The sequence below is a fragment of the Methylorubrum thiocyanatum genome, from assembly GCA_014138645.1.
Lineage (GTDB): Bacteria > Pseudomonadota > Alphaproteobacteria > Rhizobiales > Beijerinckiaceae > Methylobacterium > Methylobacterium thiocyanatum.
Genome location: JACJIB010000005.1, coordinates 47,625 through 63,034, shown reverse-complemented (window position 1 = coordinate 63,034; position 15,410 = coordinate 47,625). Strand labels below are relative to the sequence as shown.

The following is a 15,410-nucleotide window of genomic DNA, read 5'->3' as shown; positions in this document are numbered from 1 at the left end:
GGGCTCATCCTGCGGCATTGCGGATCAGGTCGGCGGCGCGCTCGGCGATCATCACCACGGCGGCCTGCGTGTTGCCGGTCGGGATCGTCGGGATCACCGAGGCGTCGGCGAGGCGCAGGCCGGCCACGCCATGCAGGTTCAGGGCCGGATCGACCACGGCGGCCGGACCGGTGCCCATCGCGCAGGTGCCGCAGGTGTGGAAGAAGGTCGAGCAGGCCCGCGCCACGAAGGCGTCGGCCTCGGCTCGGCCGAGCCTTCGGGCCGGGGTCAGCGGCACGGCGCCGAGGTCGCGGAACGCGGCCGTGTCGGCGAGATCGAGGATCGTGTCGATGGCGCCGGCCAGCGCCGCGCGGTCGGCGGGCTCGGCCAGAAAGTTCGGCCGCAGCGTGATCGGACCGTCCGGTTCGGCGCTCTCCAGGCGCAGGCTGCCGACACTGGTCGAGCCCATCAGCCCCGGCGAGACGGCGAAGACCGGGCCGGAGAGGTCGGCGTCGGCGGCGATCTCGGGGCCGGCATGGGGGCCCTGGACCACGAAGGCGTGGAGGTCGGGCGCGCGCAGGCCCGGCCGGCTGCACCAGTTGAGCTGCGCCCCGCCGCCGTTGTCGCGCACCGGCCCCAGCGGCGCGCGGGCGGAGAAATTGATGCCCCTCAGCAGGGGATGGTCCTGAAGGTTCCGCCCGACGCCCGGCAGCGCGAGGCGCGGGGTGAGGCCGAGCCGGGCGAGATCGGCCGGATCGCCGATGCCGGAGCGCATCAGCAGCGCGGGCGTTCCGATCGCGCCGAGCGTCAGCACCACCTCGTGGCGGGCGCGCACCGCGACGACCCCGCCCGCGAGGCCGAGACGCAGGCCGGTGCAGACGGAGCCGGAGAGAAGGAGGCCGAGCACCGTCGCCCCGGTGAGGACCGTGAGGTTCGGGTCGCCCGCGAGCGGCCGGATATAGCCGTCGACCACGCTCCAGCGCCGGGCCCCGCGCTTGTTCAGGTTGGCAAGCGCCGCCCCGGCATTGTCCGGCCCGTTGGCATCGGCCAGCACCGGCATGCCGCATTCGGCCGCGGCCGCGATCAGGGCGCTCGCGACGGGATGCGGATCGTGTGACGTCTCGATGCGCAGCGGCCCGCCTGCCCCGCGCAAGGGGCTCTCGCCCCCCTCCCAATCCTCCGCCCGCTTGAAGTACGGGAGCACGGACGCGAAATCCCAGCCCGTCGCCCCGGCGGCGGCCCAGCCGTCGTAGTCGGAAGGGTGGCCCCGGTTCCACAGCATGGCGTTGATGCTGCTCGATCCGCCGAGCACCCGCCCGCGCGGGATCGCGATGGCGCGGCCGGCCACCTCGGCGGCGGGCGCGTAGGCGTAGCCCCAGTCGTAAGCGCCGCCGAGGAGCCCGACCCAGGCGCCGGCATCGGCGATGGCGGGGTCGGCGCTGTCCGACGGGCCGGCCTCCACCAGCAGGACGGAGAAGCCCGCCGCCGCGAGCCGGCCCGCGACGACGCATCCGCCGGTGCCCGCCCCGGCCACGATCACGTCGTAGGCGGTCTCCAGCGCGTCGGCGGCGTCAGCCAGCATCTTAATTGTGCTCGCTCGGGCCCATGATGGTGACGCCCTCGCTCGCCTCCACGTGGCGCACGAAGATGTACTTGTCCTCGCGCCCGTCGCTGTGCTTGCGCCGGATGCCGGGCTGGACGGTGCCGGCCACCTTGGCGACGACGAGGTAGGGGGCCTCGGCCGCGAGCCCCTCGGCGCAATGCCGCTCGAAGCCGTCGAGGTCGTGGACCGTGTAGGCGTGCGCGACGCCGGCGCCGCGGGCGATCGCCGCGAGGTCGACACGGCCCTTGGCGGTGTGGGTCGGCGGCCCGCCGATCGACTGGTAGCACTGGTTGTCCCAGACGACGACGAACAGGTTCTTCGGCTGCTCGTTGCCCAGCGTGGCGAGGATGCCGAGGTTGAACAGCAGCCCCCCGTCGGTGTCGAGCGAGACGATGCGCCGGTGCGGCAGCCCGGCGGCGAGGCCGAAGGCCTGGGGCGTGACGCAGCCGAGCTGCTGCTGGAACAGGCTGGCGGCGCGCATGTGCGGCGCCGCGTCGTACCACTCGTCCACGCTGCCCCCGAGGGACAGGATCACGAGTTCGTCCCGCAGGCGCGCCGCGAGGCGCTGCATGCAGGCGTAGCGCGTCATCGACGGGCCGGAGTCTTGGGGTTCGAAGGCTTGGGGTTCGAAGGCTTGGGGTTCGAGGCTCATCGCACGATGCTCCCGCCGAGCGCCACCGCCGCGTGGTAGTAGGAGGCGTAGGCCGAGGCGTAGGCGTCCGCGATGGCGGTCTCGATGGCCTCTTCCTCGCGCACCACCCGGTAGGGAATGCGCAGGGCCTGCAGCACCGGCTCCATGGTGATGCCGTGCGGGATCGCCCACCAATTGTTCTCGCCGAGATCGCCCCGGTAGCTCATCAGCATCACCACCGGGATGCCGGCGCCGAGCCCCATCCGGGCGAGCGGCTCGACCGAGGCGCGCAGGCCCGAATTCTCCATCACCAGCACGGCGCGCTTGCCCGAGAGGAAGACGCCGCCGCAGATCGCCGCGCCCTCGCCCTCGTTGGTGACCGGGATGGTGCGCAGGTCCGGATCCGCGTCGAGGGCCGGGTAGAGCTCCTTGAACAGGGAATCCGGCAGGTAGCAGACGATCGAGACGCCCGCCCGCTTCAGGCCGCGGATCACGGCGTCGACGGCTCCAGGCGTCATGGGGTCTCGGGCTCCATCATGGACCGCAGGATCGACGCCCGGCGCTGTCCTGAATAGCCGCCGTTTTTCGCCCGGTCCGGTGCGCCCTGCGCAACACCATCGGTCAGGCCGCGGCCAGCCCCTCGACGGCGCGGGCCAGCATCGCCGCGAGCGCCGCGCCCGCCTCCGAGAGCCGGTCGCGGTTGCGCGCCACGAGCACGAGCCGGCGCGGGCGCAGCTTCGGATCGCGCAGGGGCACGAAGACGAGGCGCCCCTCGGCGATCTCGGCCTCGACACCGAGCCGGGCCTGGAGCGAGATCCCGGCGCCCGCGCGCGCCAGCGCCACCATCGTCCCGATGGAGTTGGTGGTGACACGCCGCCCGACATGGGCGGAAGCGTCGGCCAGGGCCTCCTCGATCGCCGCGCCCAGCGTCAGGCTGGTGTCCGAGAGGATGACCGCCTCCTGCGCCAGATCGAACATCCGCAGGGCCTCGCGGCCCGCGAGCGGGTGCTCCGGACGCATCAGCGCCCCGACCGGGACCGAAGCCGCCGCGAGGCGCTGCGCCCCCCGCGGCGCGCGCAGGTCGAAGCCGAGGGCGATCTCGCACTCGCCCTCCGCGATCGCCGCGGCGGCCTCGGTCGAGCGCACCACCTGGACATCGACCGCGACGCCCGGATGCCGCTCCCAGAACGCGCCGGTCACCGCCGGGAACAGGCCGCGGGCGACGCTCTCGACGAGGGCGACGGTGACGGTGCCGCGGTGCAGGCCCTGCAACTCGCCCACCTCGGTGCAGGCCCGGCTCAGTTCGCCCAGGCTCAGCCGCGCCCGGTAGAGCAGGAGTTCGCCCGCGCTGGTCAGGCGCAGGCGCTGCCGGGCGCGCTCGAACAGCTTGGTGCCGAGATCCTCCTCGAGTTGGACGATCACGCGGCTGATCGACGAGGGCGCGACGTTGAGCGCGCGGGCGACCTGCCGGATCGAGCCGGCGCGGGCGACGAGCTGGAAATAGTGCAGCCGCGTCGAGACGAGGCCGAGGCGGTGCGGGTCCACGGGCCTTGCGTCCGGCGCTCAGTGATAGTCGGGAATGCCGGGCATGGTGCAGAAGCCCGGCAGGCCGCGGACGCGGCGGCTCCAGCGGCGCAGGCCGGGATAGGCCTCGTGGTCGATCCCGAAATCCCGGCTGAGGGCGAAGGCGGGGAACAGGGCGAGATCGGCGATGGTCGGGCCCGTCCCGGCGAACCAGTCCGCGCCCGAGACCCCGCGCAGGACGATATGGTCCTCCATGATCCGGAAGGCCGCCCGCGCCCGCCTCTCCAGATCCGGCCCGTCGCCGGGATGGTCGAACAGGGCGGCGCGCCGCGCGAGGCTGGCCGCGTGCAGTTCGCGCGTGGCGAAGGCGAGCCACATCAGGGTTTCGCCGAAGGCCGCCGGCTCCTGCGGCAGCCACGTGCCGGCGGGATCGTAGCGCCGCGCGAGGTAGGCGAGGATCGCCTCGGCCTCCCGCAGCACCGTGGCGCCATCGACGAGGATCGGGAGCGTGCCGAGGGGGTTCAGGTCGATCAAGGGGGAGCGCGTCTGCTCGGCGCCGGGGACCATGTCGACCGCCACGGTCTCGCAAGCGAGCCCCAGCGCCCCGAGCGCGAGCCGGACCTTGTAGCCGTTCTCATCGAGTTCGTAGTCGTAGAGGCGCAGGTTCACGGCACGGTTCACGGCACGGCTCCCTCGATGCTCCGGCGCAGGGCGACGCAGGCGGCGGCGAGGCGGGCGAGGTCGGCAGCCGGCGCATCGGGCGGGACCGGCACCACGATATGCGCCGCGCTCGCCTCCGCGGCGAGGGGCTGCACCGCGACGAGGACGGACGACCCGTCGAGATCGATGCGGGTCAGCCCGTCGGACCCGGCGCCGCCGAGCGCCACGGCGAGGCGCGCGGCCGGCGCGTCGAGGTAGAGGCTGCGCAGGGGCGAGACGGGGACGGCCTCGGCAGCGTCCGGCGCGGTCTCGGGGGCGTCGGCCGGCGCGCCCCAGCGGACCCAGATCAGCCCGGCGCGCTCGCGGCACGGATAGGTCCGCGTCCGGATCATCGGGCTCACGTCGAGATCCGGATGGGCCGGGATGAAGCGGCACTGGCCGGCCGCGTCGTAGCGCCAGCCGTGATAGAGGCAGGCGATGTGATCGCCGCGCACGAAGCCGAAGCTCAGGCGCATGCCGCGATGCGGGCAGCGATCCTCCCAGACATGCACGGCGCCCGCGGCGTCGCGCCAGACCACGAGTTCGTGGCCGAACAGGCGCGTGCCCGCCGAGGTCGAGGGCTCGATGTCGGCGCCCAGCGCGACCGCATACCACCCGTCCGGTTCATCCATCGTCATGCTCCCGCTCGAAGGTGGCGATCCCGGCCGAATCCGTGTCGCGCCGCTCGATCTCGTGGACGAGGCAATCCATGGGCCCGAGGCTGCAGGCCATCTCGAAGGCGTCGATGAAGTCGCGCTGGCCCGCGACGGCGACGACCATCCGGTCGGGCGCCGCCTCGCGCCAGGCCGAGTCCAGGGCCAGCAGGCGGGCGCGGTCCTCCGCGAAGGCCCGGAAGCTCTCGGGCCGGAACCGTCCGGTGAAGGTCATGACGGTCGCGCCACCCATGGCCGTGCCCTCCCGGCTCGCGATGCCTCGTTTCGCGCCACCCCGAGACCCTGCTTAAGGCGTCATCAGTTCTCCGCGCAAGTCCGCGCAAACCAAGGATCGGGCGTCCTGATGGTGTTGCGCGGAGCGCATCGGGGTGGCCGAGATTTGGCGGCTATCCGGGACAGCTCGATCCGGACACGCTTGCCTGATCCGTCGGCCGACCGAGGCATGGTTCTTGCCGCATTCCTGCCGAGTCCTTTGCCGACGCGCTCCGCAAGCCGTCCGGCGGAGCGGATTCGGTCACCCTTGCCGCCCCGGCTTCGGGCGGCGACCCGAGAGGGAGCCAGTGCCGTGAGCGATTCCGTCAGCGATGCCGCCTCGCCGAGCCGCCGCCATCTGCTCGGTCTTGGGGCCAGTCTCGGACTCGGGCTCGGTGCCGGCCTGATCCTGCCGCCCGGCCTGCGTCCGGCCCGCGCCCAGGCGCCGCTGCCCGCCATCCCTGAGAAGGATGCGGTGATCGCCTTCGGGCATGTCGGCCCGGTGACCGACGAGGGCTGGACCTGGAGCCACGACCAGGGAATGAAGGCCGTGCAGGCCGCCTTCCCGCAGGCCAAGACCCTGTTCGTCGAGTCGATCCCCTATTCCGCCGACGCCGCGCGCACCTTCCGGCAATTCGTCTCGAACGGCGCGAACCTCGTCTTCGCGACCTCGAATTACGGCGACTTCTTCTCCGACGTCGCCAAGCGCGCGAAGAAGGTCGGCTTCCTCGAATGCGACGGCCGGACCACGGCGGACAATCTCGGCTGGTACTACTTCGCCCACTGGTACCCGACCTACGTGCTCGGCGTCGCGGCCGGCCTGATGAGCAAGACGGGCAAGCTCGGCTACGTCGCCTCCTTCCCGGTGCCGTCGTGCTTCGCCTCGACCAACGCCTTCCTGATGGGCGCCCGCACGGTGAAGCCCGAGGCGAGCGTGCAGGTCATCTCGATCAATTCGTGGTTCGACCCGCAGGCCGCGACCCAGGCCGGCGTCGCGCTCGCCAACAACGGCTGCGACTTCCTCTTCGGCATCATGGACGAGGCCGGCTACCTTCAGGTGGCGCAGCAGCGCGGCCTAAAGGCGGCAATGTGGAACACCGACATGCGCCGCTTCGGCCCCGACGCCTATGTCAGCTCGATCGTAGTCGATTCGCGCAAGTTCTACGTCGATCAGGTGGGCCGGCGCATCGCCGGCACCTGGACGCCGGGCACCACGCTCCTGCCGATGGGCGGCGGCGTCGATCGCGACGCCTGGGGTCGGACCGTCCCCGAGGCGGTCGCGAGACAGGCCGACGCCGTGCGCGAAAAGATCCTCGGCGGGTACACGCCGTTCGTCGGCGAGATCCGGGACAGCAAGGGCAAGGTCCGGGTCGCGGCGGGCAAGACCATGAGCGACCTCGACCTCTACAACTGGGACTGGTCGATCGAGGGCGTGACGGGTCTCGGCGCCTGATGGGGGTGCCGCTCGCGTTCCCGCCCGGCACGGCCGCGGACGCGGCGTCCGGACGCCCGCCCGCGATCCCGCCCGGAACCCCCGCCCTCGTCGAATTGCAGGGGATCACCAAGGCGTTTCCGGGCGTGCTCGCCAACGACGCGGTCGATCTGACGGTGATGCCCGGGGAGATCCACGCGCTGCTCGGCGAGAACGGGGCCGGCAAGTCGACGCTGATGAACATCCTCACCGGCATCTACCAGCCCGATGCCGGCACGATCATCCTCGACGGCTATGCCCGCGCGCTGCCCTCGCCGCAGGCGGCGATCCGTGCCGGGATCGGTATGGTGCACCAGCACTTCAAGCTGGTGCCGGCCTTCACGGTGGCCGAGAACATCCATCTCGGCTGGTCGCGCACGCCCTGGCGCGCCTCGGCGGCGGCGCTGGAAGCGCGCACGCGGGCGCTCGCCGAGCGCTTCAACCTCGCGGTGCGGCCGGACGCGGTCGTCGGCGACCTCTCGGCCGGCGAGCAGCAGCGGGTCGAGATCCTCCGGGTTCTGGCCCGCGACACCCGTCTCCTGATCCTCGACGAGCCGACCGCCGTGCTGACGCCCGCGGAGGCGCGGGAGCTGTTTGCGGCCCTGCGGGCGTTCCGCGCCTCCGGCAACGCCGTGATCTTCATCAGCCACAAGCTCGACGAGGTCGTCGCCATCGCCGACCGGATCAGCGTGCTGCGCGGGGGCCGGAAGGTGGCGACGCGCCCCGCCGCCGGGGCGGACGAGCGCGGCCTCGCGAGCCTGATGGTCGGCCACGACATCACCCTGCGAAAAGCCCGCCCGCGGGCGGCCGGCACGCTGGTCTCGGCGGCCCCGGTGCTCGAACTCGATCGTGTCTGCGCCCGCGACGACCGCGGCCTCATGGCGCTCCGCGACGTCACGCTCGCCCTGCACGGCGGCGAGATCCTGGGCATCGCCGGCGTCGCCGGCAACGGGCAGCGCGAACTGAGCCAGGTCGTCACCGGCATGCGCCGGGTCACGCAAGGGGCGGTCCGGATCGACGGCCGGCCCGTGGCCCGGACGGATGCGGCGGCCTTCGCGGCCGCCGGCATCGGCCATATCCCGGAGGATCGCCTGCGCAGCGGCCTCGCGCCCGACCTCAGCGTCGCCGACAACGCGGTGCTGCGGGACTATGCGCGCCCGCCCGTCGGCAAGGGCGGCCTGTTCCGGCCCTGGGCGGCGGCGCGCCTCGCCCGGACCCTGGCCGCCGAAGCCGCCGTCGCGGTGCCGGATTTCGGCATGCCCGTGCGCAACCTCTCGGGCGGCAACCAGCAGCGCCTCGTCGCCCGGCGCGAGATCCGCATCGCCGAGCGGGTCCTCGTCGCCGCCTATCCGAGCCGGGGGCTCGATGTCGGCGCGATCGACACCCTGCTCTCCTACCTCGCGGAGCTGCGCGACCGTGGCAGGGCGGTGCTGCTCTTCTCCGAGGAGCTGGAGGAGATCCTCGAACTCGCCGACCGGGTGGCGGTGCTGTTCGAGGGGCGGATCATGGGGGTGATGCCCGCCGCCGCGGCGGATGTGGAGACGCTGGGACTGATGATGGGCGGTCGGGGCGCGCGCGCATGAGCTGGCGGCTCCAGAGGGTTCCGAACGTCCCGGCCGGCGCCGCCCTGGCCGGACGCCTCGGGGCGATCGTGGCGGCACTCGCCTGCGTCGCGGCGGTCCTGACGCTCGCCGGCCTCGCGCCCGGCCGCCTCGGCGCCGAGGTGATCGGTTCCGCCTTCGGATCGATCGAGGGCTTGGAGGATCTCGGGCTGCTCGTCACGCCGCTGATCCTCACCGGGATCGCGGTGGCGCTGACCCAGCGCATCGGCCTGTGGAATATCGGCGGCGAGGGCCAGTTCAACGCCGGCGCACTGGCCGCGACCGCGGTCGGCCTCCATGTCGGCGGCGACGAGATCTGGGTTCTGCCGCTGATGGCGCTCGCCGGAGCGGCGGGCGGCGCCGCCTGGATCCTGGTGCCGACCCTCGCCCGGGCCTTCGCGGGGGTGAGCGAACTCATCACCACGCTGCTCTTGAACTTCGTCGCGGCCCTTCTCGTCGCGTGGCTCTGCACCGGCCCCTGGCGCGATCCGTCGGGCCGCGCGCTGGCGACCACGGCTCGCATCCCCGCCGAGCTTCCGCCGCTGGGCGACACCCTGCACTGGGGCTTTCCCGCCGCGATCGCGGTGGCGGTCCTCGCGGCCGGCCTGCTGGCCTTCACGCGCTTCGGCTACGAGGTGCGGATCGCCGGCGCCAACCCGGGGGCGGCGCTCTATGCCGGCATCCCGGTCCGGGCGCGCATCGTCGCCGTGATGCTGCTCTCGGGCGCCGTCGCGGGGCTCGCCGGCACCATCGAACTCGCCGGCACCGTGCACCGGCTGCAGGGCGGCATCTCGAACAATTACGGCTATCTCGGCATCATGGTCGCGGTGCTCGCCCGCGGCTCCTGCCTCGGCGTGATCGCGGGCGCGGTGCTGATGGCCGCGCTCCTCAATGCCGGCATCGTGCTGCAGACCCAGGGCGTGAACACCAGCACGGTGCTCGCCATCACCGGCCTGATCCTGCTGTTCACCGCGATCGGCGACGAGGTCGTGCATTACCGGCCCGTGCGCCGGACCAGCGCCGCGGACTGAGGCGAAACCGCGTGGAGGGGCTCATTTGGATCTGATCACCGGCATCCTGTCGACGGCGCTCCTGGCGGGCGGGGTCCTCGCCCTCGCGGCGCTCGGCGAGGTGCTCGCCGAGCGCGTCGGCGTGGTCAATCTCGGGGTCGAGGGGCTGATGTCGCTGGGCGCGCTCACCGGCGTCGCCACCGTGGCCGCCGTGCCGAGCCCGACCCTCGGTTTCGCCGCGGCGCTGGCCGTCGGGTTCGCCTTCGGCTGCGTCTTCGCCGCCGCCACCGTGCTGCTGCGGGCCAACCAAGTCCTGTGCGGGCTCGCCCTCACGCTGCTCGGATCCGGGCTCGCGGCGACGCTGGGCCGCTCCTATGCCGGCGCCCCGGCCGCCGCGGTCTTCCCGCGGGTCGCGGTGCCGGGGCTCGCCGACATCCCGGTGCTCGGCCCGGCGCTGTTCTCGCAGAACGTGCTGATCTACGCGATCTACATCGTCCTGCCGGTCGGGCTGCATCTCCTGCTGTTCCGGACGCGGCACGGGCTGAACCTGCGCGCGGTCGGCGAGAACCCGGCCGCGGCGGACGCCGCCGGCATCCCGGTCGCGGCGATCCGGTTCTGGTACGTCGCCCTCGGGTCGAGCCTCGCCGGGGGCGCGGGGGCCTACCTGACGCTCGCCTTCGTGCCGTCCTGGTCGGAGGGCGTGGTCGCCGGCCGCGGCTGGATCGCGGTCGCCCTCGTCATCTTCGCCGGCTTCCGGCCGCTGACGGCGGTGGCCGCCGCGCTGCTGTTCGGCGTCATCACGGCGCTCGGCTTCGTCGGCCAGGCCCGCGGCTGGCCGGTGGCGCCCGCGATCCTCTCGATGCTGCCCTATCTCGGCACCGTCGCGTTCATCATCCTGCCGGTGGTGGCGTGGCGGCGCCTGCGCGGCTGGTTCGCGGCGCCCGCCGCCCTCGGCCTGCCCTACCACCGCGACGTGCGCTGAGGAGCGTGACCCCATGCCGACGCTGCTCCTGCGCCACATCGCCCACCTCGCCACCTTCGACGACGCGGCCCGCGAGATCACCGACGGCGCGCTCTACCTGCGCGACCACGTGATCGAGGCCGTCGGCACCGATGCCGAACTCGGCGCGCGTCCGGCCGACCGGGTGATCGACCTGTCCGGCCATCTCGTGATGCCCGGCATGGTCAACACCCACCATCACATGTACCAGAACCTGACCCGGGTGATGGTCCAGGACGAGCCGCTCTTCACGTGGCTGTCCACGCTCTACCCGATCTGGGCGCGCCTCGACGACGCGGCGATCCACGTCTCCGCCCGGGTGGCGATGGCCGAGCTGATCGCCTCGGGCTGCACCACGAGTTCGGACCACCTCTACATCCGGCCCAACGACGTCACGCTCGATTCCACGATCGCGGCGGCGCAAGGCATCGGCCTGCGCTTCCACGCGGCGCGCGGGGCGATGTCGCGCGGGCAGAGCCAGGGCGGGCTGCCTCCCGATTCCTGCGTCGAGCGCGAGGCGGACATCCTCAAGGATGCCGAGCGGCTGATCCACGCCCACCACGACCCGGCCCGGCACGCGATGACCCGCATCGTGCTGGCCCCCTGCTCGCCCTTCTCGGTGACGCCGGGCCTGATGCGGGAGGCGGCCGCGCTCGCCCGTGCCCACGGCGTCCACCTCCACACCCATCTCGCCGAGGATCTCGACGAGGAGGTCTGGTGCCGCGACGCCTACGGAATGCGCCCGGCCGCCTTCGCGGAATCGGTGGGCTGGACCGGCCCGGACGTGTGGTTCGCCCACGCGATCTTCCTCGATTCGAACGAGATCCGGCGCTTTGCCGAAACCGGGACCGGCATGACGCATTGCCCCTCGGCCAACATGCGCTGCGGCCAGGGCATCGCCAAGATCCGCGAGATGCTCGATGCCGGAATGACCTGCGGGCTCGGGGTCGACGGCTCCGCCTCGAACGACACCTCGAACCTCTTCCTCGAAGCCCGGCTGGCGCAGCTGCTCCAGCGGGTGGCCCCGGCCCGCTACGGCTCGGAAGCCCCCGGCGGCCGCGGCGGGTTCGGCGGCACGCCGGGCGCCCTGTCGGCGCGGGAAGCGCTGACCATGGCCACCCGCGGCGGTGCGAAGCTGCTCGGCCGGGACGACATCGGCCACCTCGCCCCCGGCATGAGCGCGGATGTCATCGCGGTGAAGCTCGACCAGCTCGGCCTCTCCGGCACGCAGCGCGATCCGCTGGCCGCGATGGTGATGTGCGGGCCGTTCCGGGTCTCGCACAGCATCATTCACGGACGCCCGATCATCGCCGACGGCGCCTTCTGCGATCTCGACCTCGACGCGCTGCTCGCCGAGCACGCCGCCACGATGGCCCGGATCTGGCAATGAGCTGGCAGTGAGCCGGCCGCGCCTTCGGCGGCGCGGCGCCTCGAGAGGAGCCTTGCGATGGATCTCGAACCTGCGATCCGGGACGAATGGTACGTCGTCGGGGCGACGGCAGCCTGCCGCGAGGCCCCCTTGCGGACACGCCTCCTCGGCACCGACATCGTCGTCTCCGGGGGCGATCCGGTCTCGGCGCGCACGGCGTCCGGGCGGGACCTGCCGGTGCGCCTGCGCTACGGCTGCGTCTGGGTCAGCCTGGGCGCCCCGGAGGCAGAGCCGCCCGCCATTCCCGAGGCCGACGAGGACGACCGGCGCCACGTGCTCTGCGGCGCCGTCGGCCTGCGCGCCTCCGGGCTCAGAATTGTCGAGAACTTCCTCGACATGGCCCATTTCCCCTTCGTCCACACCGACATCCTCGGCGCCGAGCCGCACACCGAGGTGATGCACTACACCACCGAGATCCGCCGCGACGTCGATGAGGTCTGGGCCACCAATTGCCGCTTCTTCCAACCGCAGGCGGCGCTCTCGGCCAAGGGCGGGATCGAGACGCAGTACCAGTACCGCGTCGCCACGCCTCATGTGACCATGCTGTACAAGACCTGCCCCAATGCGGCGAACCGATGGGACGTGATCTGCCTGTTCGTTCAGCCCCTCGATCCCGACCGCTGCCGGGCTCATCCGGTGATGTTCCTGATCGACGACGCCTCCCGCCTCACCGATCTCGTGGCGTTCCAGCAGGTGATCTTCCTTCAGGACCGCATCATCCTGGAGAACCAGCGGCCGGTGCTGCTGCCGCTCGAACCGCGCGCCGAGATCCCGACCCGCGCCGACTCGTCCTCGGTGGCCTACCGGCGCTGGCTCAAAGAGAAAGGCGTCCGCTACGGCACCACGATCGGAGAGAGCAGTGCGGCCGCATGAACAGGGCCGAGGCGGGCTTCGACCGGCAAGAGCATCATCCCGAAAGAACGAACGGATCGTGCGCCGGATCTCTATTTGCCCCCGCGCTGGCGTATGACGTCGATGACCGTCCCGTCACGATATTCCACGACGGCCACGATCCGCGCCTGAGGGTCGATCCGAGGGCGCGCCGTGGCCTGCGTCTGTCTCGATGCGAGATCGCGCAGTCGCGTGATCTCGACGAGGGGCATCCCGGCCGCGGCGAGGCGTTCACGCAGGTCGGCACGCCGCGGATTGACCGCGACACCAGCCTCCGTGACGACGACGTCGATCGTCTCGCCGGGGGTCGTCACGCATTCGACGGCATCGACGATCTTGGGCGCGCCGCCCGCGGCGAGCCGGGTCGTCACGAGGGCGAGCTTGGCGCCCGCGGCCGTGTCGGCGTGCCCGCCGGAGCCGCCGATGATCGTGCCGCCGTTCACGGCGGTGACGTTGACGTTGAAGCTGATATCGACCTCCGCCGCGCCCATCACCATGCAATCGAGATGGTTGACGAGGGCGCCCTTGGAAGCGGGGTTGGCGTACAGTGAGGCCGACATCGCCATGTGGCCTCTGTCCTCCCGGTAGGACGCGACGGCCGAGAGGTCGAAGCACTGCACGTCGAACAGCGTGCGGAACAATCCCTGCCGGAACATCGCGACGATGCCTGCATGCACGCCGCCCGCCGCGAAGCTGCCGGTCACGCCCTTGTCGCGCATGATGACGGCGACGTCCTGGGCGACGGCGAGGGAGATGCCGCCCGCTCCGGTCTGGAACGAGAAGCCGTCGACGAGGAGGCCCGCGGCGTCGATGACCCTCGCGGCCAGCACCGCGATGGCGAGCCCGACGGGATCCTCGGTGACACGGGTCGTGCCCGACACGATCTTGGAGGCATCCCCGATCGAGTCCACCGGGACGACGTAGTCCACGAGATCCTGCGCGATGTCGATGGAGGTCAGGGGATGCGGTGAGAGCGTGTCGGTGATCGCCACGACCCGATCCGCGTGGCGGGCATCGACCATCGGGTAGCCCAGGGGTCCGCAGGCAGAGGGCCCGTCGATGCCGTTGAGGTTGCCGTAGACGTCCGCGGCCGGCGCCGCGACGAACGCGACGTCGATGGTGAGTTCGCCGGCCTCGATCGCGCGGGCGCGGCCGCCATGGGTCTGCAGCACCGCGGGGTTCGGGAGCGCGCCCGCCGTGATCGCCTCGGCCACCGGACCGGTGATGTAGTTCGACACGATTCCCGTCACGACCCCGCTGCGGATATGCGCGACGAGCGGCGCATGAACGGGAAACAGCGAACTCGCGGCGACGCGGATATCGCGCAGGCCGAGGGCCGCGATCTCATGCATCACCGCACGCAGCACGTCGTCGCCGTTGCGCAGGTGATGGTGGAAGGAGACCGTGGCGCCGTCCTTCAGCCCGCAGGCGAGGATCGCCTCCCGGATCGAGGGCAGAACCTTGCTCTGACCGGGCCGCTGGCTCCGGATACGGGCGCCGGTCCGGACCGCATCGAGCGGTGCCGCGAAGGCGGTGGTGAAGGGTCTGACCTCACCGTAGCCCTCGATAAAGGACGGAATTGCCATCCGGTGCCCAGCCCCTCGCCCATCTCCAGCGGGAGAAGTGATGCCGACACAGCGGACCCCCGTCCAATATACAGGGGCCCTCCATCCGATAGCCGCAGCTTATGCGCTGCACGCATTCTGCTCGACCGGCGCGTGATCGCGCTTCGCCTCATCGAGGCAGCGGATGAAGTTCCGCACCGACGCGGTCATGAGCAGGTCCGGCCCCTGCACGAGGGAGAGCGACGCGACCGTGCCCGGCGTCGACAGTTCGACGTACGAGACGCTTGGGGCTTGGAGCAGCCGCATCGAAGCAGGCACGAGGGCGACGCCGACGCCCGCCGCGACGAGATTGACCGTCGAGGCCATCTGTGGCGCCTCCTGAACGATGCGGGGACTGAAGCCGGCCCGACCGCAGGCCGCGACGATGGCGTCGTAGAGGAGGCGTCCGTTCGCCCGCGGGTACAGGATGAACGGGTCCGCCGCGAGGCTGGCAAGGTCGATGCGCCCGGATCCGGCCAGACGATGCTTGGCCGGAAGCGCGGCCCAGAGCGATTCTTCCGGCAGGGCGATCCGGCGCAGGCCGTCCGTCTCGTCGTCCGCGGCGCGACCGAAGGCGAGTTGGATGCGTCCCTCGCGCAGGGATCGCAGCAGCATCGACGTGACCTGCTCCTGCAGGTCCAGTTCCACCTCCGGATAGGCGTCACGGAAGCGGCCGATGGTACCCGACACGACCGGATTGAACGAGGCCGAGCCGGTGAACCCGATGCGCAACTGCCCCAATTCGCCCTTGGCCGCGCGCCGGACCGCGGCGGTGCCCTCGTCGGCGGCCGCGAGGGCGGCCCGGGCATAGGGCAGAAGGGCGCGCCCAGCCTCCGTCAGTTCGACCCCGCGGGTCAGCCGATGAAACAGCTGCGTCCCGAACTCCTCCTCCAACTGCCGGATCTGCTGACTGAGGGCCGGCTGGGCGATCCCGAGCCGTTGGGCGGCGCGTGTGAAGTGAAGCTCCTCGGCGACGGCCAAGGCATAGCGAAAGTGCCGAAGCTCCATAAGCACCATGCATCGGTTTAGGGCATTCGCCTTA

15 protein-coding genes are annotated in these 15,410 nt (G+C 72.0%); 6 read left to right on the top strand and 9 right to left on the bottom strand.

What is annotated here, in order from left to right; genetic code table 11:
- Positions 1–4: 4 nt before the first annotated feature.
- From HNR51_RS14680 to HNR51_RS14650, 7 genes are all read right to left on the bottom strand, one after another.
- Complete coding sequence (locus HNR51_RS14680) at positions 5–1,561, bottom strand: GMC family oxidoreductase (protein ID WP_182555412.1); 1,557 nt, start codon at positions 1,559–1,561, stop codon at positions 5–7.
- Between the two features lies 1 nt (position 1,562).
- Positions 1,563–2,234, bottom strand: coding sequence for a thiamine pyrophosphate-dependent enzyme (locus HNR51_RS14675; protein ID WP_012453157.1), 672 nt, complete (start codon positions 2,232–2,234; stop codon positions 1,563–1,565).
- Positions 2,231–2,731: a thiamine pyrophosphate-binding protein gene (locus HNR51_RS14670; RefSeq protein WP_012453158.1), complete on the bottom strand. Its 501-nt coding sequence runs from the start codon at positions 2,729–2,731 to the stop codon at positions 2,231–2,233. Before HNR51_RS14670 ends, HNR51_RS14675 begins: the two co-directional genes overlap by 4 nt.
- 103 nt (positions 2,732–2,834) lie before the next feature.
- Complete coding sequence (locus tag HNR51_RS14665; protein ID WP_012453159.1) at positions 2,835–3,758, bottom strand: LysR family transcriptional regulator; 924 nt, start codon at positions 3,756–3,758, stop codon at positions 2,835–2,837.
- Positions 3,759–3,776: 18 nt separating this feature from the next.
- The gene (locus HNR51_RS14660; RefSeq protein ID WP_182555411.1) at positions 3,777–4,418 is read right to left on the bottom strand and encodes a glutathione S-transferase family protein; all 642 of its coding nucleotides are present in this window, start codon (positions 4,416–4,418) and stop codon (positions 3,777–3,779) included.
- On the bottom strand, positions 4,415–5,068 hold the full coding sequence (locus HNR51_RS14655) for a Rieske 2Fe-2S domain-containing protein (RefSeq protein ID WP_182555410.1): 654 nt from the start codon (positions 5,066–5,068) through the stop codon (positions 4,415–4,417). The genes HNR51_RS14660 and HNR51_RS14655 overlap by 4 nt, the downstream gene beginning before the upstream one ends.
- On the bottom strand, positions 5,061–5,342 hold the full coding sequence (locus HNR51_RS14650) for a hypothetical protein (RefSeq protein WP_012453162.1): 282 nt from the start codon (positions 5,340–5,342) through the stop codon (positions 5,061–5,063). Before HNR51_RS14650 ends, HNR51_RS14655 begins: the two co-directional genes overlap by 8 nt.
- Positions 5,343–5,675: 333 nt before the next feature.
- Here HNR51_RS14650 and HNR51_RS14645 point away from each other — a divergent pair, with 333 nt between their 5' ends.
- The 6 genes from HNR51_RS14645 to HNR51_RS14620 are packed head-to-tail and all read left to right on the top strand — an operon-like array spanning position 5,676 to position 12,746.
- Positions 5,676–6,815 carry a BMP family ABC transporter substrate-binding protein gene (locus tag HNR51_RS14645; protein ID WP_012453163.1) on the top strand — a complete coding sequence of 380 codons (1,140 nt, stop codon included), beginning with the start codon at positions 5,676–5,678 and terminating at the stop codon, positions 6,813–6,815.
- Entirely contained in the window at positions 6,815–8,416 is a 1,602-nt protein-coding gene (locus HNR51_RS14640) for an ABC transporter ATP-binding protein (RefSeq protein ID WP_182555409.1), read from the top strand. The genes HNR51_RS14645 and HNR51_RS14640 overlap by 1 nt, the downstream gene beginning before the upstream one ends.
- Complete coding sequence (locus tag HNR51_RS14635) at positions 8,413–9,465, top strand: ABC transporter permease (RefSeq protein WP_182555408.1); 1,053 nt, start codon at positions 8,413–8,415, stop codon at positions 9,463–9,465. The genes HNR51_RS14640 and HNR51_RS14635 overlap by 4 nt, the downstream gene beginning before the upstream one ends.
- A gap of 25 nt (positions 9,466–9,490) precedes the next feature.
- Positions 9,491–10,426, top strand: a complete 936-nt coding sequence (locus HNR51_RS14630) for an ABC transporter permease (protein WP_012453166.1) — start codon at positions 9,491–9,493, stop codon at positions 10,424–10,426.
- Between the two features lie 13 nt (positions 10,427–10,439).
- Positions 10,440–11,834, top strand: coding sequence for an 8-oxoguanine deaminase (locus tag HNR51_RS14625; RefSeq protein ID WP_182555407.1), 1,395 nt, complete (start codon positions 10,440–10,442; stop codon positions 11,832–11,834).
- Positions 11,835–11,891: 57 nt separating this feature from the next.
- Positions 11,892–12,746 (top strand): aromatic ring-hydroxylating oxygenase subunit alpha, encoded by an 855-nt coding sequence (locus HNR51_RS14620; protein WP_182555406.1) that lies wholly within the window; start codon positions 11,892–11,894, stop codon positions 12,744–12,746.
- 71 nt (positions 12,747–12,817) lie between these two features.
- On the opposite strand, the gene citF is transcribed toward HNR51_RS14620, so the two are convergent.
- On the bottom strand, positions 12,818–14,350 hold the full coding sequence (citF, locus tag HNR51_RS14615) for a citrate lyase subunit alpha (RefSeq protein WP_182555405.1): 1,533 nt from the start codon (positions 14,348–14,350) through the stop codon (positions 12,818–12,820).
- 99 nt (positions 14,351–14,449) lie between these two features.
- The gene (locus HNR51_RS14610) at positions 14,450–15,376 is read right to left on the bottom strand and encodes a LysR family transcriptional regulator (protein WP_182555404.1); all 927 of its coding nucleotides are present in this window, start codon (positions 15,374–15,376) and stop codon (positions 14,450–14,452) included.
- Positions 15,377–15,410: the final 34 nt, after the last annotated feature.